At 68.3% G+C, this 23,246-nt stretch carries 22 protein-coding genes and 1 pseudogene; 6 read left to right on the top strand and 17 right to left on the bottom strand.

Annotated features, from left to right (window positions below):
• Nucleotides 1-51: 51 nt before the first annotated feature.
• The 10 genes from AC3EO7_RS25150 to AC3EO7_RS25195 all read right to left on the bottom strand — a co-directional run bounded on the left by AC3EO7_RS25150 (nucleotide 52) and on the right by AC3EO7_RS25195 (nucleotide 10,321).
• On the bottom strand, nucleotides 52-663 hold the full coding sequence (locus AC3EO7_RS25150) for a DUF3558 domain-containing protein (RefSeq protein ID WP_435592535.1): 612 nt from the start codon (nucleotides 661-663) through the stop codon (nucleotides 52-54).
• Between the two features lie 123 nt (nucleotides 664-786).
• On the bottom strand, nucleotides 787-1,464 hold the full coding sequence (locus tag AC3EO7_RS25155; protein ID WP_435592536.1) for a hypothetical protein: 678 nt from the start codon (nucleotides 1,462-1,464) through the stop codon (nucleotides 787-789).
• 77 nt (nucleotides 1,465-1,541) lie between these two features.
• Entirely contained in the window at nucleotides 1,542-1,685 is a 144-nt protein-coding gene (locus tag AC3EO7_RS25160) for a hypothetical protein (RefSeq protein WP_435592537.1), read from the bottom strand.
• Nucleotides 1,686-1,856: 171 nt separating this feature from the next.
• The gene (locus tag AC3EO7_RS25165) at nucleotides 1,857-3,467 is read right to left on the bottom strand and encodes a serine/threonine-protein kinase (RefSeq protein ID WP_431962131.1); all 1,611 of its coding nucleotides are present in this window, start codon (nucleotides 3,465-3,467) and stop codon (nucleotides 1,857-1,859) included.
• A 200-nt stretch (nucleotides 3,468-3,667) separates the two neighbouring features.
• Nucleotides 3,668-4,306, bottom strand: coding sequence for a formylglycine-generating enzyme family protein (locus tag AC3EO7_RS25170; protein WP_435592547.1), 639 nt, complete (start codon nucleotides 4,304-4,306; stop codon nucleotides 3,668-3,670).
• A gap of 178 nt (nucleotides 4,307-4,484) precedes the next feature.
• Nucleotides 4,485-4,880 (bottom strand): RidA family protein, encoded by a 396-nt coding sequence (locus tag AC3EO7_RS25175; protein WP_431962127.1) that lies wholly within the window; start codon nucleotides 4,878-4,880, stop codon nucleotides 4,485-4,487.
• A gap of 125 nt (nucleotides 4,881-5,005) precedes the next feature.
• Entirely contained in the window at nucleotides 5,006-5,545 is a 540-nt protein-coding gene (locus tag AC3EO7_RS25180) for a DoxX family protein (RefSeq protein WP_431962125.1), read from the bottom strand.
• Nucleotides 5,546-5,666: 121 nt separating this feature from the next.
• Nucleotides 5,667-7,028, bottom strand: a complete 1,362-nt coding sequence (locus AC3EO7_RS25185) for an NCS2 family permease (protein ID WP_431962123.1) — start codon at nucleotides 7,026-7,028, stop codon at nucleotides 5,667-5,669.
• A gap of 140 nt (nucleotides 7,029-7,168) precedes the next feature.
• A complete protein-coding gene (gene glgP, locus AC3EO7_RS25190) occupies nucleotides 7,169-9,817 on the bottom strand; it encodes an alpha-glucan family phosphorylase (RefSeq protein WP_435592538.1) in 2,649 nt (882 codons plus the stop codon).
• Nucleotides 9,818-9,868: 51 nt separating this feature from the next.
• Entirely contained in the window at nucleotides 9,869-10,321 is a 453-nt protein-coding gene (locus AC3EO7_RS25195) for a VOC family protein (RefSeq protein WP_435592539.1), read from the bottom strand.
• Between the two features lie 63 nt (nucleotides 10,322-10,384).
• Here AC3EO7_RS25195 and AC3EO7_RS25200 point away from each other — a divergent pair, with 63 nt between their 5' ends.
• From AC3EO7_RS25200 to glgB, 4 genes are read left to right on the top strand one after another with little or no spacing between them, the layout of a single operon-like run.
• Entirely contained in the window at nucleotides 10,385-10,999 is a 615-nt protein-coding gene (locus tag AC3EO7_RS25200; RefSeq protein ID WP_435592540.1) for a TetR/AcrR family transcriptional regulator, read from the top strand.
• A gap of 54 nt (nucleotides 11,000-11,053) precedes the next feature.
• Nucleotides 11,054-11,695: a LysE family translocator gene (locus AC3EO7_RS25205; RefSeq protein ID WP_435592541.1), complete on the top strand. Its 642-nt coding sequence runs from the start codon at nucleotides 11,054-11,056 to the stop codon at nucleotides 11,693-11,695.
• A 39-nt stretch (nucleotides 11,696-11,734) separates the two neighbouring features.
• Entirely contained in the window at nucleotides 11,735-13,738 is a 2,004-nt protein-coding gene (locus tag AC3EO7_RS25210) for an alpha-1,4-glucan--maltose-1-phosphate maltosyltransferase (protein WP_435592542.1), read from the top strand.
• Nucleotides 13,735-15,912 carry a 1,4-alpha-glucan branching protein GlgB gene (gene glgB, locus AC3EO7_RS25215; protein ID WP_435592543.1) on the top strand — a complete coding sequence of 726 codons (2,178 nt, stop codon included), beginning with the start codon at nucleotides 13,735-13,737 and terminating at the stop codon, nucleotides 15,910-15,912. The genes AC3EO7_RS25210 and glgB overlap by 4 nt, the downstream gene beginning before the upstream one ends.
• A gap of 218 nt (nucleotides 15,913-16,130) precedes the next feature.
• Here glgB and AC3EO7_RS25220 read toward each other — a convergent pair whose 3' ends face one another.
• The 3 genes from AC3EO7_RS25220 to AC3EO7_RS25230 form a co-directional block, all read right to left on the bottom strand.
• Complete coding sequence (locus AC3EO7_RS25220; RefSeq protein WP_435592548.1) at nucleotides 16,131-16,979, bottom strand: tetratricopeptide repeat protein; 849 nt, start codon at nucleotides 16,977-16,979, stop codon at nucleotides 16,131-16,133.
• Between the two features lie 61 nt (nucleotides 16,980-17,040).
• Nucleotides 17,041-17,409: a DUF3817 domain-containing protein gene (locus AC3EO7_RS25225; RefSeq protein WP_431962109.1), complete on the bottom strand. Its 369-nt coding sequence runs from the start codon at nucleotides 17,407-17,409 to the stop codon at nucleotides 17,041-17,043.
• 140 nt (nucleotides 17,410-17,549) lie between these two features.
• On the bottom strand, nucleotides 17,550-18,728 hold the full coding sequence (locus AC3EO7_RS25230; protein ID WP_431962107.1) for an acetyl-CoA C-acetyltransferase: 1,179 nt from the start codon (nucleotides 18,726-18,728) through the stop codon (nucleotides 17,550-17,552).
• 130 nt (nucleotides 18,729-18,858) lie between these two features.
• Here AC3EO7_RS25230 and mce point away from each other — a divergent pair, with 130 nt between their 5' ends.
• Nucleotides 18,859-19,332 carry a methylmalonyl-CoA epimerase gene (mce, locus tag AC3EO7_RS25235; RefSeq protein WP_431962105.1) on the top strand — a complete coding sequence of 158 codons (474 nt, stop codon included), beginning with the start codon at nucleotides 18,859-18,861 and terminating at the stop codon, nucleotides 19,330-19,332.
• A gap of 86 nt (nucleotides 19,333-19,418) precedes the next feature.
• A complete protein-coding gene (locus tag AC3EO7_RS25240; RefSeq protein ID WP_431962103.1) occupies nucleotides 19,419-20,420 on the top strand; it encodes a coiled-coil domain-containing protein in 1,002 nt (333 codons plus the stop codon).
• 138 nt (nucleotides 20,421-20,558) lie between these two features.
• On the opposite strand, the gene AC3EO7_RS25245 is transcribed toward AC3EO7_RS25240, so the two are convergent.
• From AC3EO7_RS25245 to AC3EO7_RS25260, 4 genes and pseudogenes are all read right to left on the bottom strand, one after another.
• On the bottom strand, nucleotides 20,559-20,855 hold the full coding sequence (locus AC3EO7_RS25245) for an ATP/GTP-binding protein (protein ID WP_431962101.1): 297 nt from the start codon (nucleotides 20,853-20,855) through the stop codon (nucleotides 20,559-20,561).
• A 78-nt stretch (nucleotides 20,856-20,933) separates the two neighbouring features.
• Nucleotides 20,934-21,647 carry an endonuclease/exonuclease/phosphatase family protein gene (locus tag AC3EO7_RS25250; protein WP_431962099.1) on the bottom strand — a complete coding sequence of 238 codons (714 nt, stop codon included), beginning with the start codon at nucleotides 21,645-21,647 and terminating at the stop codon, nucleotides 20,934-20,936.
• A 17-nt stretch (nucleotides 21,648-21,664) separates the two neighbouring features.
• Nucleotides 21,665-22,357, bottom strand: a complete 693-nt coding sequence (nucS, locus tag AC3EO7_RS25255; RefSeq protein WP_067841333.1) for an endonuclease NucS — start codon at nucleotides 22,355-22,357, stop codon at nucleotides 21,665-21,667.
• A 50-nt stretch (nucleotides 22,358-22,407) separates the two neighbouring features.
• A pseudogene (locus AC3EO7_RS25260) lies at nucleotides 22,408-23,246 on the bottom strand (hypothetical protein); the annotation flags it as partial.

The following is a 23,246-nucleotide window of genomic DNA, read 5'->3' on the forward strand; positions in this document are numbered from 1 at the left end:
GGCGCCCGCCGCATACGGAGGCCGCTCGACCGCCCTCCAAAAAGTCGAACCTTATTTCGGCAGAACCTGTTCGAAGTACCTCATATGTCGCTCGGCCAAGCCACAGGGCGGAGATTGCGGCATGGAGTCACGCTCGCTGTATCGCCAAGCGATTCCGACCTCGAACATCCCCTGCGTCGCAGGAACACTGACGTAGCAGGTCAGCTTGTCAGGATCGTGCCTCTTGGTGTGCACCACACCCGCCCTGGATCCGATGGCGACGTCTCCAATGATGAGGCTTTGATCATTCGCTCGTCGTTCGGGGACAGTGCGGCGAGTGGAGAAGACGCTCACCGCATACGGCCCCTCGGTAGACCGCCAATTGCAGATCTTCCACCAAGCCTCATCGTTGGACTCACGGTCCGCGGTCACCTGCTTGGTCGCCGGATCCAACTTGTCCCCCCGCAACACATCATCCGACAGATCCGTACACGGATTGAACAGCGGAACCGACTCATTGTGGGAGACAGGACTACTCCCCTCCTCCGTCGCATTCCCACCGACCGTCGACGAGCACCCCGTCAGAACCGCCGCCACCGCGACCCCACCGACCGCCAGGCGCACCGCGAACCTCTTCGACATCCCCATGGCTCGCATACCCCTCCTGACATCCAGCGCCGACACGCCCTCACAGGATAGGACGCAGAAGAATCCCCCTCGGTTCCCACTTGGGCACGGTCAGCTTATCCGAAGGCGACCAAGCGCCCAACAGCTCGAGAGTGGCGCTTCTCCCCACCACTGCGCTGCTCACGGTGTGTCGGGCTCTTGACCGAGCGGAGGACGATAGCGCGCATCTTGTTCGATCGCCGCACGGAAACGGGCGTGAGCTTGGACGAAGGCGAACCTTTCGTCATAGATGGGGCGGTAGGTCACCCGCTGGGCACTCTTGTTGAACAGGTGAACGACCACCACCAGACCCAGAAGCGAACCCGGGAACAGTGCCAGCACCAGTGGGGGGAGCAGAGAATCGATGTTCGCCACGCTGACTATCACCACAGCGACGAGATTGGCGGCCATCAGCAACAGCAGCGAGCGGGCGAGCCAGCGGTATCGCCGCGCGGTGCGGACGCATCGGTCACAGACGGGCCACTCACCGACGAGAATCGTCGAAACAGGATTGAGGCCAACCCTTCTCATCGAAATGAGGGTTTTGACCAGGTCTTGCGCGAAGGCTGAGTGATGGAACCGAGGATGCAGGTCGGTGTCATAGAAGCAGGCTTGTACGTGGCTTCGGGACACCGCCGGGCGACCATGCCTGGCACACACATCGGGCAGAGGTTGCGCGACTTCCAGTTCGAGTGGTTCGACGCGTAGCGGCCGGTACGTTTTCAGCCAGAGGGAACGGCTGTTCGGCAAGGGATTTCGGCACCGGCGAAGCCGGATCGTCACGTCGGTCTCGTGGGTCCACGGCCGCTGATACACCATCGGAGTCGGCGGTAGTGGGTCCGCCTCGAAGCCACCACTATTGGGGCGGTAGTAGTCACCGACCAGTCTCGGTCGCCTCACTGGAGCCACCCACGTTGGTTGCGGTCCTGGAAGTACAGATCATCGTCATCCAGATCGCCGGCCGTGACGATCCGGTCGCGATTGGGCTTCCGAGTTCCTGCCTGCTCGCGCACCGCCGAGTTGACAGTCCACTCCGCCACTGCGGTCACCCCCCTCGTGATCCGCCGAAAGCATACTCCACGTTGAGAATTCGGCCCGACCGACGGCGTCTATGACGATGATCGGGTTGCGGACCGAGCCGGGATGGCGCTGACTTCGGCGTCATAGTTGCCGAATACGGCGATCGGCACGTCGTGGCCCGCCACCGGTTCTCACGAGAGCGGCGCTTCGCGCCACCATTTCCGCACACCGTCCAGGTCGAGGTGGAGGGAACCTTCCATGCTGTGGGTGTACATGAGAAGGGTTTCGCGGTCGGTGTCGCCGGTGAAGACGGTGACAATGCGGGTGTAGGTGAAGCCGGCTTCCTGGCGGTCGAGGGTGTAGTTGGTGTACGTCTTCGATCCGTGTGCGTCCTCGGAGCGCTTGTTGCCGGGAAGTCCGGCGACAACCGCGCGGGCGTCGGTGGCGGACCGGTAACGGTAGAACTCGTAGTAGGGCGGGTTGAGGCTGCTGGGGCCGACACCGTCGCCGCTGTAGCAGAACCAAGCTTCTGTCCAACTACCGAAGTCCGGGCGTTGTTGCATGTTCGAACTGTCGGTGCTCCGGGTGGTGCGTTTGTCGCACTTCGCATTCCGGAAACCGGGATCCAATCGGTCGGCGGGCACCATGCCGGGAAACTCTTGGTGAATGAGGTCGACTTCGGCGGGATCCTTCGTGCTGCTGAGCACCATCGCGGTGGCGACGCCGCCGACGGCGAGCACCGCGACGGCGCACAAGACGGCGAGCAGGACGAGTGGCGAACGCCGTTGTGGCCGCGCGCCCATAGGCATCATCATGCCGCCGTCCGGCCCCGGCGCCATGCGTGCCGGAGGGACGTGTCCGTGCACTATCGGCACCCGGCTCGGTGGCGGAGCAACCGGCCCGTGCGGCATCGGCGCCTGAGGGGCGGCGAAGTATGGCTGGGGTGGTGTCATCGCCGCGCCACTGGTCGCCACGCCCGCAAGCGCCCGCCGCGCCGCCTCGGCGAATTCCGCACAGCTGCCGAATCTTTGCTCGGCACGCTTCGACAACGCTTTCGCCAGCACACCATCCAACGCGACCGGCAGACCGTGGCGAAGACTGCTCAACGGAGGCGGCGGCTGCTGCAAATGCCCTTGGATGACGACCGCGGGATTGGTGGATTCGAACGGCACCACACCCGCCAGCAGCCAATACAGCGTGCAAGCCAGCGAGTACTGGTCGGTGCGGCCGTCGAGCGGCGCGCCGGTGAGCTGTTCCGGGGAGGCGTAAGTCAGGGTGGCGGTGAAGGTGCCGGTCTGGGTCAGGTGGCCCGCGTCGTCGCGCAGGCGCGCGATGCCGAAATCGGTGAGGAAGATGCGTTCCTGGTCGATGCCCGCTCGGGCGAGCAGGATGTTGGCGGGTTTGACGTCACGGTGCAGGATGCCCATGCCGTGCGCGTAGTCCAGCGCCTTGGCGGTTTCGGCGACGATCCGGACGGCGCGGTCGGGCGCGAGTGAGTTCGGATCGGCTTCGGCGGCATCGGAACCGTCGACGTATTGCATCGAGATCCACAGCTGCGAGTTCTCGATCCCGCGGTCGTAGACGGTGACGATGTTCGGGTGGTCCAACTGCGCGACGAGGTCGGCTTCGCGCTCGAAGCGGGCGCGAATCTCGTTGTCGGCGAACATCTCTCGATTCAGCAGCTTCAGCGCGGTACGTCGGGGCAGGCGCGGATGCCTGGCCAGATACACCGAGCCCATGCCACCGCGACCCAGCTGTCGCTCGATGACGTAGCCCGCGAAGACCTCCCCCTCGTGCAGCATGCCGCCCCCTCCTTCGTCCGTCGACCGGCAAGCGAGCCGATGCTAGTGCACCCGGCTCGGAAGCGACTACCTGGAGCGGGCGCGACAACTATCTGTGCGGCGAACCTCCGTCCGCGCGCAATCCAGGTCAGGACCGCCAAAGCGCGGCCCGAAACACCGCGGCTGTCGGTGAATCACCCTCGGCGCCGACCTGTTTCGATTCACGCGGAGCGCGCGACCCGGAACCCCACGTCATCGATCCGAAATGTCGGATGGCTCCGCCGCCGCACCGACGCACGGCAACTCCAGTGCTGATCGGACCACCCCCCGCCGCGCAGCACGCGGTATTCCCCGTACACCTCGGCGTCGTAGATGTCCCAGCACCAATCCCAGGTGTTGCCCAGCATGTCGTACAGCCCCCAGGCATTAGGCGATTTCCCGCCGACCTCATGCGCATGCCCGTGGGAATTGTCTCGGTACCAGGCGATCTCGTCGAGTTCGCCATATCGCGGACCGGAAGTACCCGCGCGGCAGGCATATTCCCACTCAGCTTCCGTGGGCAATCGATAGCCGTCGGCGGAAACCTCCCATTCCACGTCGGCCCCGTCCACCCGATAGGCAGGCGCGAGACCCTCACGTTCCGACAGCGCGTTGCAGAATCCGATCACGTCGGCCCACGAAACGCTCTCCACCGGAAGCCGATCCCCTTCGACGGAACTCGGCCGCAGCCCGGTCACCGCCGCGTACTGCTCTTGCGTCACGGCGACCGCGCCGATCCGGTACGGCGCGAGATCCACCGACCAGCTCCGCTCGGTGCGCCGATCCGACAACGTCACCCGACCCGCCGCGACGGCCACCAACTCGATACCCACGCTCACGAACGCACGATCTTAGTGTGCGCGAGTCCGTCGACGACGGCAGGCGAAAGCGGGAGGCACGCACGCCAACACAGCCGGACGCGGTCCCGCGTACAGCTGGCGAATGCGGAGATACGCCCGGGCCGGGCGGATACGCTCGGCACCCGCCCGGCCCCTCGGCTCAGCCCCGCACAGCGACAGCGTCCACCTCGAACAGCATGTCGGGCAGCGCCAGCGCCGCGACGCCGAGCAGCGTCTGCGTCGGCGGCAGCTCGCCCCAGATCTCGGCGATCTTCTTGCCGAGCACCGTGAGCTTGTCCAGATCGTGGTCGACGATGAACGTGCGCAGCTGAGCCACGTCGGGGTAGTCGAGGCCCGCCGAGCGCAGGGCGATGCCGAGGTTGGCGAAGGCCCGGTCCACCTGGCCCGCGAAGTCCGCGGTGGTGGTGTGTCCTTCGGCGTCGGAGTCGTATTGGCCGGCAATGAGAACCAGCTCGCCGGACACTCGCGCGACGTGGCTGTAGCCGAATCCGGTCGGGTCGTGCAGTTCGGCGGGGTTGCTGATCTCGATGGTCATCGTTCGCTCTCCTGAATCTCTACTGGGCCGCACCGAGACGACGACGCGGCAGCGCGAGGTGTGACAAACGAAAGGCGGCGCGGCGATCGAAATCACCGCGCCGCCCGATCAGGACCGCATCCCGCTCAGAGCACCCACTTGAGGATCAGCGTGACGATGCCCGTGGCGACGGCCAGCGCCACCGCGCCCGCGCCCCACACGAAACCCTTGCGCTCCCACGGACGTCCGGCGTCCAGCGAGAACTTGCCCGGCCCGGTGAAGCCCAGCGTGGCGGCGACGGTGCCGAACAGCAGCGCCATCTCCCAGCCGCCCTGGCCGAACAAGCCGGGACCCCAGGTGGCGTTGATCGCGTTGAGCATGGTGCCGAGGACGATGGCCGCGGCCAGCGGGGTGAGCACACCGAGGGCCAGCATCAGGCCGCCGACGATCTCGGTCAGACCGGCCAGGGTGCCGAACAGTGTGCCGGGGTTGTAGCCCATCTGCTCGAAACTCGCCTGGGTGGCCTCGAGCCCGTAGCCGGAGAACCATCCGAACAGTTTCTGCGCGCCGTGCGCGGCGAGCAGGCCGCCGAAGACGACCCGCACGATCACCAGCCCGATGTCGCTGGAGACGGCGTCGAGCGGGCTGGTGGTCTCGATATTCGGCAGTGCCGACTTGGTGGTCATGCTGGTTCCTCATCCCTGCAACGTGGTCGTGGACACGATCGTCAGTTTCGGCAACTAATCGGACCGCGGTCCGATTATCACACAGTGAGACCCAACTCCTCGCTCGCGGGATCTATTCCGGCTACTCCGCGAGGAAGAAGAAGTATCCGAGGAAGATCACCAGCAGCGCCCACATGGCGGGATGGATCTCCTTGATCCGGCCGCGCGCGACCATCACCACCGGATAGAAGATCATGCCCATGGCCAGCCCGTTCGCGATCGAATAGGTCAGCGGCATCACGATGATGGTGATGAACGCGGGCACCGAGTACTCGAGCCGGTTCCAGTCGATCTCGCCGAGCGAGCGCGCCATCAGGATGCCGACCACGATCAACGCGGGCGCGGTCACCTCGGTCGATCCCGCGACGACCGCGAAGATCGGATAGCAGAACATCGCGACGAGGAACCATCCCGCCGTCGTCACCGCGGTCAACCCGGTCCGGCCTCCCGCCGAGACGCCTGCCGTGGATTCCACATACGCGGTGGTGGTCGAGGTGCCTATGACCGCGCCCGCCATGGTGCCGACCGAGTCGGCGGCGAACGCGCTGGCGGCGCGCGGCAGCTTGCCGTCCATGTCGAGCAGCCTGGCCTGGTTGGCCACGCCGATGAGTGTGCCGGAGGCGTCGAAGAAGTCGACGAACAACATGGTCAGCACGACCACGGCCATCTGCGCGGTGAACGCGTCGGGCAGGTGCACGATGGCCTGTCCGAAGGTCTCGTCGAGCCCGCGCGGCAGCGCGGCGACGCCGTCGGGTAGCTCCACCAGCCCGGTCACGATGCCGAGGCCCGCGGTGAGCACGATGCCGTAGAGCACCGCGCCGTGCCAGCCCCGCACCAGGAACACCACGGTCACCAGCAGGCCGAACAGCGCGAGCAGGGTGGTGCCCTCGGTGAAATCGCCCAGCTTGACGAAGGTCGCCTCGCTGGAGGTGACGATTCCCGCGTTCTTCAGCCCGAGAAACGCGACGAACATGCCGATGCCCGCGCCGACCGCCAGTTTCAGTTGCAGCGGGATGGCGTTGAGGATCTTCTCGCGAACCTTGGTGACGGCGAGCACGAAGAAGATGACGCCGGACAGGAAGGTCCCCGACAGCGCGACCTGCCACGGGATGCCCATGCCGAGCACCACCGAGAACGCGAAGAACGCGTTGAGTCCCATGCCCGGCGCGAGCGCGATCGGGTACCGCGCCCACAGTCCCATCACCAGGGTGCCGACGAGCGCGGCGACGGCGGTGGCGGTGAACACCGCCTGCATCGGGATTCCCTTGTCGCCCAGCGCGCCTTCGTCACCGAGGATCGCGGGATTGACCGCGAGGATGTACGACATGGCCAGGAACGTCACGGTGCCCGCCATCACTTCGCGACGCATCGTCGATCCGTTCTGACTGACGCCGAAGTACGCGTCGAAGCGACCCCGGGTCCGGGTCAGCAGGTCGGTGGCCATGGGTTCTCCAGTCCTGGCGGTCGAACAAGGGGATGCCCAGGCACGTTAGCCGACGATTCACTGAATCACGGTGCCGGTGCGAGCCGCTCCGCTCGAGGACACACGTGACGATGCTCACCCACGCGGCATCGCCGCCGACATCAGGCGCTCGGGGCGACCACCAGGCCGAGCTCGGCGTCGGAGGCGAGCAGGTCGTTGTGCGGCAGCACCCGAACGGTGTATCCGACGGCGCCGGATACCGGGAGCGGCGTCTGGACCTCGAAGAACTCCACGCCGGAATCGGATCCGACGTGCGTCATCGGGATGGTGGTGACGTCGGACAGCTCGTCGGTCGGCGAGACGCGGCCGAACACCGCCTGCACCACCACGTCCGACAGGTCCAACCCGCCCAGCTCGATGCGCGCGGTGAGCGACAGCGGCGCGCCGATGATCGGGGTGTCCGGCAGTCCGGCGCTGTCCACCTGGATCACCTTCACCGACGGCCACGCCGCCGCGACCCGGCCGCGGTACTCCGCGACCGCCCGCGCGCCCGAGAATTCGTCGGCCACCGCGCGCCGCGAGGCGCCCGCGGCCGGTCCGTAGTACTGCACGGCGTAGTCGCGCACCATGCGGGAGGCCAGCACCTTCGGGCCGAGGGTCTGCAAGGTGTGCCGGACCATCTCGACCCAGCGCACCGGCATGCCCGCGCCGTCGCGGTCGTAGAACCGCGGCGCGACGGTGCGCTCGAACAGGTCGTAGAGCGCGGCGGCCTCCAGATCGTCGCGGCGGTGTTCGTCGGCGACGCCGTCGGCGGTGGGTATCGCCCAGCCGTTCTCGCCGTCGTACATCTCGTCCCACCAGCCGTCGCGGATGGAGAGGTTGAGCCCGCCGTTGAGCGCGGACTTCATGCCCGAGGTGCCGCAGGCCTCCAGCGGGCGCAGCGGATTGTTCAGCCAGACATCGCAACCCCAGTACAGGTACCTGGCCATCGACATGTCGTAGTCGGGCAGGAAGACGATGCGGTGGCGCACCTCGGGATCGTCGGCGAACCGGACGACCTGCTGGATGAGCGACTTGCCGCCGTCGTCGGCGGGGTGACTCTTGCCTGCGACGACCAACTGCATCGGCCGCTCGGGATGCAGCAGCAGGGCGCGCAGCCGCTCCGGATCGCGCAGCATCAGCGTGAGGCGCTTGTAGGTCGGGACGCGGCGGGCGAAACCGACGGTCAGCACGTCGGGATCGAAGACCTGGTCGATCCAGCCCAATTCGGCCGAGGCGGCGCCGCGTTGCAGCCAGGACGCGCGCATCCGGCGGCGCACCTCGGCGACCAGCGTGGCCCGCAGGGTGTTGCGGGTGGACCACAGTTCGCCCAGATCCACATCGCGCAGCCGTTCCCAGCCGCGCGCCTCCTCGACCAGCTCCGCGCCGATGAGTTCGCGCGCCTTGTCGAGCCATTCGCGCGCGGCCCAAGTCGGCGCGTGCACGCCGTTGGTGACCGAGCCGATCGGCACCTCCGCTGGATCGAAGCCGGGCCACAGCGGCGCGAACATGCCACGGCTCACCTCGCCGTGCAGCTGGGACACGCCGTTGGCGCGCTGGGCCAGCCGCAGGCCCATGTGCGCCATGTTGAACACCGACGGATCCGCCTCGCGACCGAGCGCGACGATGCGGTCCACGAAAAGGCCGGGCAGCATGGCGGATTCGGTTTCCCCGTGCCCGCCGCCGAAGTAGCGGCGCACCAGCGGCATCGGGAACCGGTCGATGCCCGCGGGCACCGGGGTGTGCGTGGTGAACACGGTCCCGGCCCGCACCGCCGCCAGCGCGGTGTCGAAATCGAGTCCGCCCGAGACGTATTCGCGGATTCGCTCGACGCCGAGGAAGCCCGCGTGACCTTCGTTCATGTGGAACACGTCGGGATCGGGCAGGCCCGTGGCCCTGGTGTAGGCGCGCACCGCGCGCACGCCGCCGATGCCCGCCAGGATCTCCTGCTTGATCCGGTGGTCCTGATCGCCGCCGTAGAGCCGGTCGGTGACGGCGCGCAACTCGGGATCGTTCTCGGCGATATCGGAATCCAGCAGCAGCAGCGGCACCCGCCCGACCTGCGCGATCCACACCCGCGCCCGCAGCACCCTGCCCTCCGGCATCGCCACACGCACGAGCACCGGCGAGCTGGATCCATGGCGGCGCTCCCGGGGCCCTGCGTGGTCACGCGAGCTACCGCCTTCGGGCCCGTCGCTCGCGCCGCAGTCGCTGGTCAGCAAGCGCAGAGGCAGGCCCTGCGGGTCGAGCGCGGGATAGTGCTCGATCTGCCAGCCGTCCGAGGACAGCGACTGCCGGAAGTATCCGGACCGATACAGCAGGCCGACGCCGATCAGCGGCAGTCCCAGATCCGAGGCAGCCTTGAGGTGATCGCCCGCCAGGATGCCGAGTCCGCCGGAGTAGTTGGGCAGCACCTCGGTGACGCCGAACTCCATCGAGAAGTAGGCGATGCCGCGCACGCCCTCCTCGCCGTTCTGGCGCTGGAACCAGCCGGGGCCGGCGAGATAGTCGCGCAGATTCGCCGCGGCCGCGTCGACCCGGCCCGCGTAGTCCGCGTCGGCGGCCAGCTCGTCGAGCCGGGCGGCGGGCACCTCACCGAGCATCCGCACGGGGTCGTGCCCGACCTCGCGCCACAGCTCGGGGTCGAGATCCCGGAACAGATCCTGCGTCGGCCAGTGCCATGACCAGCGCAGATTCGTGGAGAGTTCGCCCAGGGCCGCGAGACGCTCGGGCAGATGGGCACGGACGGTGAATCGACGCAATGCCTTCACTCCGCGAACCCTACCGAACGCCGTGCCCCTCGGCCGCCCCGACGATACGAGTCACTGATCGGCGAACTTCTCGGCGGTGTATTCCGCGCTGAACTGATCGGCGTACTCCGCGCTCGGCGGAACCTCGGTGATCACGTCGACGAGCACGCCGCTGGGGTCGGCGACGATGAAGTGACGCTGGCCGAAGTCCTCGGTCCTGATCTCCAGTTCGGCGGGGAGTCCGCCCCGCACGACAAGGCGCTCCCATTCCGCGTCGACGTCGTCGACTTCGAAGTTCAGCAGCAGACCCTGCACCGGCTTGCGGTAGGCCTCCGGCACCGTCGGGTGCGTGTAGTCGAGCAGCGCCAGCTCGTATTCGGGCTCGCCGGCCGCGCCGCGACGGCGCAGGGAGATGTACCAGTCCGCCTCGAAGGTGATCTCGAAGCCCAGCCACTCGGTATAGAAGTCGCGCGATTGCGCGAGCCGGGTGGCGCCGATGACGGGATAGAAGCTGCCGAGTTTCATGAGCGACCTTTCACGTACCGATGGTATGTGAAGTACAGTATTTCGCATACCGATGGAATGTCAATGGGAAGGTCGACGATGCCGAGCACCCTGCGCACCCAGCAGCGCGAAGCGACCCGCCGCGCACTGCTGCGCGAGAGCAGACGCCTGTTCGCCGCGAAAAGCTATGGAGCCGTTGGTCTCTCGGAGATCGTCGCGGCGACCGGAGTGACCAAGGGCGCGCTCTACCACAATTTCGCGGGCAAGACCGAGCTGTTCCGCGCCGTGCTGGAACAGGTGCAGCAGGAGGTCGGCGAACGGGTCGCGGCGGCCGCCGATCCCGCTGCCGACGCCTGGACCCAGCTGGTCGCCGGATGCGAGGCGTTCCTCGCCACCTGCACCGATCCCGAGATCCAGCGCATCATGCTGATCGACGGCCCCGCCGTGCTCGGCTGGCACGAGTGGCGGGGCATGGACGAGGCCAACTCCGCCCGCCACCTCGGTGAGGCCCTGCGCCTGCTGATCGACACGGGCGTGCTGGCGCCACAGCCCATCGCCCCGCTGACCCATCTGCTGTCCGGTGCGATGAACGAAGCCGCGCTGTGGCTGACCACAACGTCCGAGCCCGACGCGCTCGACCAGACCACCGCGGCCCTGCGCAGGCTGCTCGAGGCCCTGCGCGACGATCCCGCCCGCTGATCCGCGACCACGATTCCGCTGGCCGGACCGCGCCGCTCGTGACAGCATCTGCTGATGCCGCACTGGGTCGACGTGCTTCCCGAATTCCTGCTGGCCTGCCTCGCGCTCGCCGCGCTGCCCGGCCCGGCGACGGCGCTGTTCTTACAGCGGTCGGTACGCGACGGCCGCCGGGCCGGCCTCGCCGCGGTGGCAGGCAACGAGATCGGCGTGTTCGGCTGGACCCTGGCGGGCGGGGCCGGACTCTCCGTCCTGCTGGTCGCGAACTCCGTGCTGAACACCGCGGTGCACGTGCTCGGCGCGGCGGTGCTGATCTGGCTCGGCGTGCAGGCCTGGCGCGGCGCGGGCCGCGACGACGCGTTCGGCTCGACCATGACGGCACTGCTGCCCGCGGGACGCACCCCCGCCTCGGCATTCCGCGCCGCGTTGCTCTCGATCGCCGCGAATCCCAAGGCCGCGGTGTTCGGCCTGACGATCCTGCCGCAGTTCCTGCCGAGCAGCGGGCCGGTGCTGCCGACGGTGCTGATCCTCGCCGCGATCCAGCTGGTGATCGACACCACGTGGTGCGTCGGCGTGGTGCTCGCCGCCGACCGGGCGGGCGGCTTGCTGCGCCGCGCGCGCATCCGGCAGCGGGTGGAGCGGGCGCTCGGCGCCGTGCTGGTGGCGCTCGGCCTCGGCCTGGCCGCCGATGCCCGCTGAATCGGCGCCATGGTTACGGCACCGGGTAGGTTGGTCCACGTGACCGGCCGCATCGCCATCGATGACACCGCCCCGTCCATCCCCGGCGGCCGCCCGGCCAAGGCCGTGGTGGGCGAGGTGTTCCCGGTGCGCGCCGTGGTGTGGCGCGAGGGACACGACGCGGTCGCCGCCACGCTCACGGTGCGCGCTCCCGGAGCAGCCCGGGCCACCCGAATCCGGATGACCCCGGACTTCGAGCCCGACGTCTTCAACGCCACCTTCGTCCCGAACCTGCCCGGCGCGTGGACTTTCCGCGTCGAGGGCTGGAGCGATCCCATCGCGACCTGGCGGCACGCGGTCGAGGTCAAGCTCGCGGTCGGGCAGAGCGCCGTCGATCTGGCCAACGACCTCGAACTCGGCGCACGGCTGTTCGAGCGGGCCGCGCAGGCGCTACCGAAAGCCAAGTTCGAGAAACTGCGCGCGGTGGCGGCGGCATTGCGCAGCGACGAGCAACTGCCAGCCAGAGTCGCGCCCGCGTTCGCCGAGGAGGTCGCCGAAATCCTGCACGCCACACCGCTGCGCGACCTGGTGGCCCGTGGCCCGCAGCACACCGTGCAGGTCGAGCGGCACCGCGCGCTGTACGGCTCGTGGTACGAGTTCTTTCCGCGCTCCACCGGCGGCTGGGACGCCGAAGGCAAGCCCGTGCACGGCACCTTCGCGACCGCGACCAAGGAACTCTCCCGGATAGCGGGCATGGGCTTCGACGTGGTGTACCTGCCGCCGATCCACCCGATCGGCGAGGTGAACCGCAAGGGCCGCAACAACGCGCTGACCGCCGACCCCGGCGATGTCGGCTCCCCGTGGGCGATCGGTTCGAAGGACGGCGGACACGACGCCGTGCACCCGGCGCTCGGCACCGAGGCGGATTTCGTCGAATTCGTCACCGCCGCCGGGCAACTCGGCCTCGAGGTCGCCCTCGACCTGGCGCTGCAATGCGCGCCGGACCACCCCTGGGTCGCCGCCCATCCGGAGTGGTTCACCACGCTGCCCGACGGCACCATCGCCTTCGCCGAGAACCCGCCGAAGAAGTACCAGGACATCTACCCGGTCAACTTCGACAACGACGCCGACGGGCTCTACGCGGAGGTGCTGCGCGTCGTGCGGCACTGGATCGGCCTGGGCGTCAAGATCTTCCGCGTCGACAACCCGCACACCAAGCCCGCCGACTTCTGGGAGTGGCTGATCGGCACCGTGCGGCGCACCGATCCGGACGTGATCTTCCTGTCCGAGGCGTTCACCCGCCCGGCCCGCCTCTACGGCCTCGCCCGGCGCGGATTCAGCCAGTCCTACACGTATTTCACGTGGCGGGTGGCGAAGTGGGAGCTCACCGAATTCGGCAACGAGCTGGCCGCCAAGTCCGACGAGGCCCGCCCCAACCTCTTCGTCAACACCCCCGACATCCTGCACGAGAGCCTCCAGCACGGCGGGCCAGGCATGTTCGCCATCCGCGCCGTTCTCGCAGCTACCCTGGCGCCGACCTGGGGCGTGTACTCCGGTTTCGAACTGTTCGAGCACCAAGCGGTGCGTCCGGGCAGCGAGGAGTACCTGGACTCGGAGAAATACGAGCTTCGCCCGCGCCCGTTCGCCGAGGCGCTGGCCCGCGGTGAATCGCTGGAGCCGTGGCTGACCAGGCTCAACGAGATCCGCCGCGCCCACCCGGCGCTACAACAGCTGCGCTGCCTGCACTTCCACCACATCGACAACGACGCGCTCCTCGCGTACTCCAAGTTCGATCCGACCAGCGGCGACGCGGTACTCGTGGTGGTCAACCTGAACCCCTACGGCGCCGAGCAGGGCTTCATCTCGCTCGATCTCCCCGCCCTCGGCCGCGAATGGCACGACCATCCGGTGGTCGTCGACGAGGTGAGCGGCGAGGAATACCACTGGGCGCAGACGAATTACGTGCGCCTCGATCCAGCCAAGGCGGTCGCGCACATCATCGCCTTGCCGCCGGTGCCCGCCCCCGCGCGACTGGAGCTGGCCTACCGGCGGTCGTTCCGATGACCCGCGTGGCCACCATCAACCGCCGCGATCTGATGTTGCTCGCGGCGGGCACCCATCCCGATCCGCACACCGTCCTCGGCGCTCATCCGCACCCGGACGGGACGGTCGTGCGGGTGCTGCGCCCGCACGCGGACACGGTCGCGGTCCGCGTCGGCGGCGTCGACCACGCGCTGAAACCGTTGGGGTACGGGATCTTCGCGGCGGTGCTGCCGTACCCGGATCTGATGGACTACCGCGTCGTCACGACCTACCCCGGCGGACCGACCGTCGTCGCCGCGGACGGCTATCGCTTCCTGCCCACGGTCGGCGAACTCGACCTGCACCTGATCGGCGAGGGCCGCCACGAGCGACTGTGGGATGTGCTCGGCGCCCACCCGCGCCGCTACACCACGCTGGACGGCGCGGTCGAGGGCGTCTCGTTCGCGGTCTGGGCGCCGAATGCCCGCGGCGTCACCGTGATCGGCGATTTCGACGGCTGGAGCGGCAACACCGCGCCGATGCGCGCGCTCGGCACGTCGGGTGTCTGGGAGGTCTTCGTCCCCGGCGTCGGCGTCGGCGAGAAGTACAAATACCGGGTGCACGGCGCCGACGGACGCACGGTCGACCACGCCGACCCGCTCGCCTTCGCCACCGAACACCCGCCTGCGACCGCCTCGGTCGTCACCGAGAGCAAGTACACCTGGCACGACGCGGACTGGCTCGAACGGCGCGCGGCGACCGATCCCAACCGGGCTCCGATGAGCGTCTACGAGGTGCACCTCGGGTCGTGGCGGCCCGGCCTCGGCTATCGCGAATTGGCCGTGCAGCTGGCCGATTACGTGCGGGCCGCGGGCTTCACCCACGTCGAACTGCTGCCCATCGCCGAGCACCCGTTCGGCGGCTCCTGGGGCTATCAGGTCACCTCCTACTACGCCCCGACGGCGCGCTTCGGCTCCCCCGACGACTTCCGCGCCTTCGTCGACCACCTGCACGGCGCGGGCATCGGCGTGCTGCTCGACTGGGTGCCCGCCCACTTCCCGCGCGACGAATGGGCGCTGGCCCGCTTCGACGGCACTCCGCTCTACGAGCACGCCGACCCGCGCCGCGGCGAGCAACTCGACTGGGGCACCTACATTTTCGACTTCGGCAGGCACGAGGTGCGCAACTTCCTCGTCGCCAACGCGCGCTACTGGATCGAGGAATTCCACATCGACGGCCTGCGCGTCGACGCGGTCGCCTCCATGCTCTATCTGGATTACTCACGCCGGGAAGGCGATTGGGAGCCGAACGTGCACGGTGGCAGGGAGAACCTGGAAGCCGTCGACTTCCTGCAAGACCTCAACGACACCGTGCACCGCCACCACCCCGGCGTGATCACCGTCGCCGAGGAATCCACCACCTGGCCCGGCGTCACGCGCGGCACCGACGTGGGCGGCCTCGGTTTCACCATGAAGTGGAACATGGGCTGGATGCACGACACCCTCGGCTTCCTGCGCCGGGACCCGATCCACCGCTCCTGGCACCACAACGAGATCACCTTCTCGCTGATGTACGCCTGGAGCGAGAACTACGTGCTGCCGATCAGCCACGACGAGGTCGTGCACGGCAAGGGCACACTGTGGACGCGGATGCCGGGCGACGATTTCGCCAAGGCGGCGGGCGTGCGTGCGCTGCTGGCCTACATGTGGGCCCATCCCGGTAAGCAGCTGTTGTTCATGGGCCAGGATTTCGGTCAGTTCCGCGAGTGGTCGCACGATCGCGGCCTGGACTGGGCGGAGCTGGACAATCCGCTGCACTCCGGCATCGCCGCGGCCGTCCGCGACCTCAACTCGGCCTACCGCGCCCACCCGGCGTTCTGGAGCCAGGACACCACCCCGGGCGGCTACTCCTGGCTGGAGGCCGACGACCGCGACCACAACGTGCTGGCGTTCCTGCGCTACGGCGCGGACGGATCGGTGGTCGCCTGCGTGTACAACTTCTCCGGCTCGGTGCACGGCGAATACCGGGTCGGGCTGCCCATCGCGGGCGAGTGGACCGAGATCCTCAACACCGACGCGGCGGAGTACGGCGGCTCCGGCGTCGGGAATTTCGGCGCGGTGAAGACCGAGGAGATCCCCTGGCACGGCCGGCCGTTCTCGGCGACCGTCGCGCTCGCGTCGAACAGCGCGGTGTGGTTGGCGGGGCCACCTGCCTGATCGACCGCCCGCCTGAACGGCCCGCCCGAGTGACGGCCGCCCTGATCGGTCGGCCGGATCAGCCTGGCTGTTCGATCGGCAGGGCTCAACGCGAAGACGCCCGGGGCGCAATCGCTCCGGGCGTCTGGAGGTGTCGGTGAACTGGGCGCTCGGGCGTCGGCGGATCCGGCAGGGCGCATTCGTCGCGACCGCGTGAATCGGTCCCCAATCGGTCGCGATCAGTACAGCGCCGCGGCGAGCTTCCGCCGGGCCGCGACCACGAAGGGCTCCGCCTGATCGAACAGCTCGAACAGTTCGAGCAGGCGGGTGCGCGCCTTGGTGCGGTCGTCGCCCGCGGTGCGCTTGACGACGGCGATCAGCCGGTCGAACGCCGCTTCCGGTTGCTGGTTGAGCAGTTCCAGGTCGGCGGCGTCGATGGCGGCGTCGACATTCGCCGGGTCCTGGTCGGCGGTCGCGAGCGCCGAATCGGGCACCTGCTGGGCCCTGGCCAGGAAACGCAGCTGCCGCAGCGCGCCCTTGGCCTCCTCGTTGTTCGGCTCCGCGGCCAGGATCGCCTCGTAGGCGGCCTCGGCGCCCGCCAGGTCACCGCGCTCGAGCGCGTCCTCGGCGGCGGCGAAGCGCGGGTCCTCCGCGGGCTGCTGCTCGGCCGCGCCGCCCTCGAGCTTGCCCGCGACCGCGTCGACCACCGCGTCGAGCCACTGCCGGACCTGCGGCTCGGGTTGCGCGCCCTCGAAATCGGCCAGCGGCTGCCCGGCGGCGATGGCGATCACCGTCGGGATGCCCTGCACCCGCAGTGCCTGCGCGATGCGCATGTTGGCCTCGGCCTCGACGGTGGCCAGCTCCCACGCTCCGCCGTCGGCCGCGACCAGCCGCTCCAGGGTCTTGACCAGCTCGACGCTGCCCGGGCTGCGCTGCGAGTACAGCGCGACGACCACCGGAACCTGCATCGACCTGCGCAGCACCTTGGTCTCGAAGTCCGCCTCGCCGACCGCGTAGTCGCCACCGGCAACACCGGCCGCACCGGCGGGCGGCTGCTTCAGGCTGGACAGATCCACCGCTCCGGACATGGCGGCGGCAACGGCGGGCGAGGGGCGGCGTGCGGCAGGTCGAGTCACGGTTTCCAGTTTGTCACGACGGGACGCGAACGGCTTCCGCGGCGGGGGTCGCGTCGGCGTTGCTCAGCTCGCCCAGCTTGCCGGTGCGCACGGCCCAGACCTCGAAGACCACCGTGAAGAACGGCGGAATGCTGGAGAGCAGCGCGAGGACGAGGGTCTTCCAGTTCCAGTTCAGCTCACGCGCGGCGAGCAGCGAGGTCAGCACGAACAGGATGAAGATGGCGCCGTGCACCGGGCCGAAGATCTTCACACCCACCTCGTTGCCGGGATCGGGGAGGTACTTGAAGCCCATTCCCACCAGCAGACCCAGCCACGACAGTGCCTCGAGTACCGCAAAGAATCGGAATCTACCGGCGACGCTGCGCAGATCGAAGAAACCCATGCGCCCCATTGTGCCGCATGCACTACGACGGGTCGTAGTTGAACACGTCACATCGATGTCCCCGGTGGGGATGCGCCGAGCGCCGCGTCCGGCGTGGAAGCCACCGGACGCGACGCTCGTGCGAATCAGATCTCGGCGAACTAGACCTTGATGATCAGCGCGTCACCCTGACCGCCGCCACCGCACAGCGCGGCCGCGCCGACGCCGCCGCCGCGGCGCTTCAGCTCCAGGGCCAAGTGCAGCACGATCCTGGCGCCCGACATGCCGAGCGGGTGGCCGATGGCGATGGCGCCGCCGTTGACGTTCACCTTCTCGGTGTCGATACCCAGCTTGCGGGCCGACGCGATGCCGACCGCGGCGAACGCCTCGTTGATCTCGACCAGGTCCAGCTCGGCGGGCGAGATGCCCTCGCGCGCACAGGCCTTCGCGATGGCGTTGGCGGGCTGGTCCTGCAGGGTGGAGTCCGGACCGGCCACGACGCCCGCGGCGCCGATCTCGGCGATCCAGCTCAGACCGAGCTGCTGCGCCTTCTCCTTGCTCATCACGACCACCGCGGCCGCGCCGTCGGAGATCTGCGAGGCGGTGCCCGCGGTGATGGTGCCGTCCTTGCGGAAGGCCGGGCGCAGCTTGCCCAGCGACTCCGCGGTGGTGTCGGCGCGGATGCCCTCATCGGCGCTGACCAGCACCGGATCGCCCTTGCGCTGCGGCACCGCGACCGGGACGACCTCCTCCTCGAAGAGACCGTTCTTCCACGCCGCCGCCGCGCGCTGGTGCGAGGCCGCCGCGAACGCGTCCTGGTCCTCGCGGCTGATGCTGTCGGTGTCGTTGCGCTGCTCGGTGAGCGCGCCCATGGCCTGGTCGGTGAAGATGTCGTGCAGGCCGTCGAAGGCCATGTGGTCGCGCAGCGTCACATCGCCGTACTTGAAGCCCTCCCTGCTCTTTTCGAGCAGGTGCGGCGCCTGGCTCATGGACTCCTGGCCACCGGCGACGACGATCTCGTACTCGCCGGCGCGGATCAGCTGGTCGGCGAGCGCGATCGCGTTGATGCCGGACAGGCAGACCTTGTTCAGGGTCAGGGCGGGCACGTCCATCGGGATGCCCGCGGCCACCGCCGCCTGCCGGGCCGGGATCTGGCCCGCGCCCGCGGTGAGCACCTGGCCCATGATCACGTAGTCGACCTGCTCGGGCGCGACGCCGCCCTTCTCCAGCGCGGCCTTGATCGCGAAACCGCCGAGATCGGACCCGGTGAAGTCCTTCAGACCGCCGAGCAGCCTGCCGACCGGGGTGCGCGCACCGGAGACGATGACGGTTGTGGTCACGACGAGCCTCGCATTCGTTGGTGGAACCACGCGCCATCGTGCGGGCGACGGCGCGGTGTCAAGAGTTGTACTCAACGGTAGCGTGCCCGTCCTCTGCGGCTCCGCCCAGGTTGGCGCTACCGTCGAAGTCGTGAGCAACGCAAATCAGACCTCCGAACTCATTCCGGGCGACTACGTGGTCGCGATCGACCACGTCGGCATCGCGGTCCCGGACCTGGACACCGCAATCGCCTGGTACGCCGAGAATCTCGGCATGATCGAGACCCACCGCGAGGTCAACGAGAGCCAGGGCGTGCACGAGGCCATGCTGTCGCTGCCCGGTGCGCCGGACGGCGCGACTGCTCTGCAGTTGCTGGCGCCCCTCAACGCGGACTCGACCATCGCCAAGTTCATCGATCGCAGCGGACCGGGCCTTCAGCAGCTCGCCTACCGCGTCACCGACATCGAGGCCGTCTCCACTCATCTGCGCGATCGCGGCCTGCGTTTGCTGTACGACGCTCCCCGGCACGGAACCGCCGATTCCCGCATCAATTTCATCCACCCGAAGGATGCTGGCGGTGTGCTGATCGAGTTGGTCGAGCCGAACCCGAATGTTACGCACTAGTATCAAGATCGGGGCCGAAAAACTCGTCCAGATCACATTCGCGGTCGAGTCACCATCGGCCCTCCATAGGCTGTAGTTTGTGTGCCATGTCGTCACCCGAGTCCGATCGCAATCGCTTCGTTGCACTGCCCTTCACCGTTGTGCGCAAGGGTTATGCGCAAGACGAGGTGCGTAACTATTTCGACCGCTTCGATGCCGAGCTGAGGGTCACCGCCACCGATCGCGATGCCGCTGCGGCGCAAGCCCGTAACCTCGCGAGCCAGTTGGAGGACGCGCGGGACGAGATCGACGAGCTCCGCAAGGAGGTCGACCGACTCTCGGTGCCGCCGACCACTGCCGAAGGCATGTCCGACCGCATCTCCCGCATGCTGCGGCTGGCCTCCGACGAGGCCTCCGAGGTCCGGGCTCTCGCCCAGGCCGAGGCCGCGGAAATGGTGTCGATCGCGGAGCAGCAGGCGACCGAGATGCGCGGCAAATACGAGTCGCTGCTCGCGGAGACCAAGGAGAAGCGCGAGGCGCTCGACATCGAGTTCGAGCAGACCCTGGCGAATGCACGCACCGAGTCGGCGAAGATCATCGAAGCCGCTCAAGCCGAGGTCGAGCGCCTCGGCAAGGAAGCCGAAGCCAAGCGCAAGGCGACCCAGCAGGACTTCGAGGTCACCATGGCCGAGCGTCGCACCAAGCTGACCCGCGCCATGGAGGAGCTGGAAGCCACCAGCCGCGCCGAGGCCGCCCAGCGGATCAAGGACGCGACCGACGAGGCCAACCGTCTCATCACCTCCGCCACCCAGACCTCCGAGCGCAAGATCGCGCACGCCAAGGAACTGGCCGAGGAGATGCGCGTGCTGCGCGGCCGGGTGCTCGCCCAGCTGCTCGGTATCCGCGGTCAGCTCGACTCGGTGCCCGCGATGCTCGCGGCCGTCAACCGGGAAAGCGAACTGCTGGACGGTGTTCCGGAGCAGCGCAAGTCGATCGGCGGCAGCACCAAGTCGGTCGGTTCCCGCACCACCAAGGCGATCCCCGAGGTCGCCGGCGAAGACGAGGACTACGACCTCGAAGAGCGTGAGAACGCCGACATCGCGAACTGACGTCGGCTGAGGCGACGACGCGGTACCAGAACAGAATTCACCCGAAGGCCGCTCCCGTCAGGGAGCGGCCTTCTTAGTTGTGCGAGGTTGCCGGCGGTCGCGCGGACTCGGCGACAAGGGCTCTACGACGTGCGCCGCTCAGGACCAGCGACGGGTGATGCGGCGCGTCCGGCGACCGTTCCAGCAGCCGCGGTGCCAATGCCTGCGGTCGTCCTCGCCGCCGTCGGCGGCCCAAGCGACGATGTGGGCGACGCCGGGCGGAATCTCGTGATCGCATCCCGGGCAGCGGTAGGTCTTCGTGGCGCGGGTGCCGGGAATGGTGCGGACGACGTAGACGTCGTCGTCCGGACCGCGCTCGGTGCGGCCGAACACGTCGCCGAGCGGCGCGACGTCGGACCCGGCCTGATTGCGGGCGCGCGGTTTCCGACGAGGCATGCCGACAAGCCTAATAGGCGCTGCCGGCCGGACGCCCCCGCACCTCTGCCCCGCCTCGCGGGCCCGGAGCCCGTCGGCTCACACGGCGATGGCCGCACGCACCAGGTTGTGGTCCGACAGGCCATCGGCGCTCTCCACCGCTGCCTCGCGCGCCTCCACGCCGTACGTGACCACGTGGTCGATGAACTGGGACTTGGCGCCTGCGGTCCGCGGGCGGGTTGGCAGCGCGTCGGTGGGCAGCGCCGCCACGGTGAAGCCGGGGCCGAGCTCCTCGGCCACGACCACACGGTCGGCATTGAAGTCACCGAGCAGCACGGCGGGACGCGCAGGGTCGGACAGCGCCAAGCCCGCCAGCGTCGACAGCTGCCGCCCACGCCGATCGTCTCCGGTGACGTGCGTGGCGATCACCGTCAGCCCGGACGTCACCACCGCCAACGCACCCTTGCCAGGATCGTCGCCGAAGGCCGCCGCGAACACCTTCCGCCCTGGATCGTCGACCACAAGCACCAGATACTCGTCCCGCTCCCGGAGCGCCGTCGGCACGCGCTTCGACCGCGGCACCCGGGGATAGCGCAGCGTGTGGATCGTGCGGTCGGGCAGCGCGTCGCGCAGCGCCGCCACCAGATCACCGCTGACCTCTTGCAGCGCGATGATCTGTTCCGGACGCTTCGACACCCGCGCTGCGATGGCGTCGATCCGCTCGGCTTCCATGGGCCACTTGGACGCGACGTCCTCGTACCAGTTCTCGGCGTGCACGCGGTGCAGCACGTTCCAGGTCGCGACGGTGATCATGTCTCTGCGTTTCCGGGTCAGAAGAGGCGGAATTCGTTGCTCTCCGTGCCGCGCAGGGCATCGTAATCGAGTGTGAGGCAACGGATGCCGCGGTCCTCGGCGAGCGTACGCGCCTGCGGCTTGATCTGCTGGGCGGCGAACACTCCGGCCACCGGGGCGAGCAACGGGTCGCGGTTCAGCAGTTCGAGGTAGCGGGTCAGCTGTTCCACGCCGTCGATCTCGCCGCGCCGCTTGATCTCCACCGCCACGGTCGCGCCGTCGGCGTCCCGGCAGAGCAGGTCCACCGGTCCGATGGCGGTCATGTACTCACGCCGGACGAGCGTGTAGCCGGGCCCGAGGGTCTGCACGTGTTCGGCGAGCAACTCTTGAAGATGAGCTTCCACACCGTCTTTCACCAAGCCCGGGTCGACGCCGAGCTCGTGCGAGGAGTCGTGCTCCACATCTTCGATGGTGATGCGTAGTTCCTCGCCCGCCTTGTTCGTCACCACCCACAGCGCCTTCGCGCCCTCGGGCAGTTCCGCGGCGGCCGCATCGCGCTCTTCCAGCCAGCACGGCGGGCTCATCCAGTTGAGCGGCTTGTACGAGCCACCATCGGAGTGGACGAGCACCGAGCCGTCGGCCTTGATCAACAGCAGCCTGCGGGCCATCGGAAGGTGAGCGGTCAAACGACCGACGTAATCGACCTGGCAACGAGCAATCACGAGGCGCACCGGTCGAGTCTAGGCCCTGGACCACAACTGCCCTGACCCGCCCGACCTTCTCAGCCCAGCGGGACGAAGCAGTACGTCGCGCGCTCGGCTTCGTCGACGTAGTGAAGGTGATCGACAAAGATGAAGCTGATCTGCGCCGCGTAGTCGTCGGGCGCCGCCGTATTGCACATCTGGGTGTCCATCACGCCGGGCACTTTGCGGTCGAGCCGTCCTGCAGCATCGCGACGACACGTCGCGTCGTATCGGTAGCCGCCGCCGGCGTCGGTGTAGCAGTTCCCCACAATCAGATTCGGCTGCGCGCACGAGTGCGCGACGGCGTACTCACCGAAGTTGTACCCCTGGGTGATGAACAGCACCTCTTTGTCTTTGCAGTCGACCTCGATGTCGGTGTCGGTCACGATCGCCGCTCGGGTGACCTTCCTCGTTGCCTCCGGATCCGTGCAGTCGCGCACCGGAAGGAGTTCGTGCAGTGGAAAACTCGTCTCCTCCACGTCGGTGCAGCTGCCGACGGCGGGAATCTGCATCGGTTCCGAATCCGCGGCCGTCTCGAACACACCGGCTCGCAACAGCACGACCGTCGTGACACCACCCAGCAAGACGAGCACGCCCAAGATAGAGAAAGCCACTACGAGCCCGGAGCGCCGACGTCTCGGCGGCGGATAGCCCGGCGCCGGAGAGCCCTGTGGAAACCCCTGTGGCGGAAAACCGGGCGCCTGGTGGTATCCGGGATTCTGGTAGCCGGGAGGCGGCGGATACGAACCGGGCACCTGCGCCTGTTCAGGCTTGACGAAGCCACCGTCGTAGTTCAATTCTCTTCCCCCACTTGCGAATACGGCCCAGTCCGTGTGGTAGGGGTCTAGCCCGGAAACGTCGAAAGCCCCCGACCGTA

This window comes from Nocardia sp. bgisy118 (genome assembly GCF_057708605.1).

What these genes read in the sequence shown, in the direction of transcription:
- AC3EO7_RS25155 (WP_435592536.1), bottom strand. Translation starts at nt 1,464, where the DNA reads ATGGTGTATCAGCGGCCGTGGACCCACGAGACCGACGTGACGATCCGG.
- AC3EO7_RS25165 (WP_431962131.1), bottom strand. Translation starts at nt 3,467, where the DNA reads ATGCTGCACGAGGGGGAGGTCTTCGCGGGCTACGTCATCGAGCGACAG.
- AC3EO7_RS25175 (WP_431962127.1), bottom strand. Translation starts at nt 4,880, where the DNA reads ATGACCATCGAGATCAGCAACCCCGCCGAACTGCACGACCCGACCGGA.
- AC3EO7_RS25180 (WP_431962125.1), bottom strand. Translation starts at nt 5,545, where the DNA reads ATGACCACCAAGTCGGCACTGCCGAATATCGAGACCACCAGCCCGCTC.
- AC3EO7_RS25185 (WP_431962123.1), bottom strand. Translation starts at nt 7,028, where the DNA reads ATGGCCACCGACCTGCTGACCCGGACCCGGGGTCGCTTCGACGCGTAC.
- AC3EO7_RS25195 (WP_435592539.1), bottom strand. Translation starts at nt 10,321, where the DNA reads ATGAAACTCGGCAGCTTCTATCCCGTCATCGGCGCCACCCGGCTCGCG.
- AC3EO7_RS25200 (WP_435592540.1), top strand. Translation starts at nt 10,385, where the DNA reads ATGGGAAGGTCGACGATGCCGAGCACCCTGCGCACCCAGCAGCGCGAA.
- AC3EO7_RS25205 (WP_435592541.1), top strand. Translation starts at nt 11,054, where the DNA reads ATGCCGCACTGGGTCGACGTGCTTCCCGAATTCCTGCTGGCCTGCCTC.
- glgB (WP_435592543.1), top strand. Translation starts at nt 13,735, where the DNA reads ATGACCCGCGTGGCCACCATCAACCGCCGCGATCTGATGTTGCTCGCG.
- AC3EO7_RS25220 (WP_435592548.1), bottom strand. Translation starts at nt 16,979, where the DNA reads ATGTCCGGAGCGGTGGATCTGTCCAGCCTGAAGCAGCCGCCCGCCGGT.
- AC3EO7_RS25225 (WP_431962109.1), bottom strand. Translation starts at nt 17,409, where the DNA reads ATGGGTTTCTTCGATCTGCGCAGCGTCGCCGGTAGATTCCGATTCTTT.
- AC3EO7_RS25240 (WP_431962103.1), top strand. Translation starts at nt 19,419, where the DNA reads ATGTCGTCACCCGAGTCCGATCGCAATCGCTTCGTTGCACTGCCCTTC.
- AC3EO7_RS25245 (WP_431962101.1), bottom strand. Translation starts at nt 20,855, where the DNA reads ATGCCTCGTCGGAAACCGCGCGCCCGCAATCAGGCCGGGTCCGACGTC.
- AC3EO7_RS25250 (WP_431962099.1), bottom strand. Translation starts at nt 21,647, where the DNA reads ATGATCACCGTCGCGACCTGGAACGTGCTGCACCGCGTGCACGCCGAG.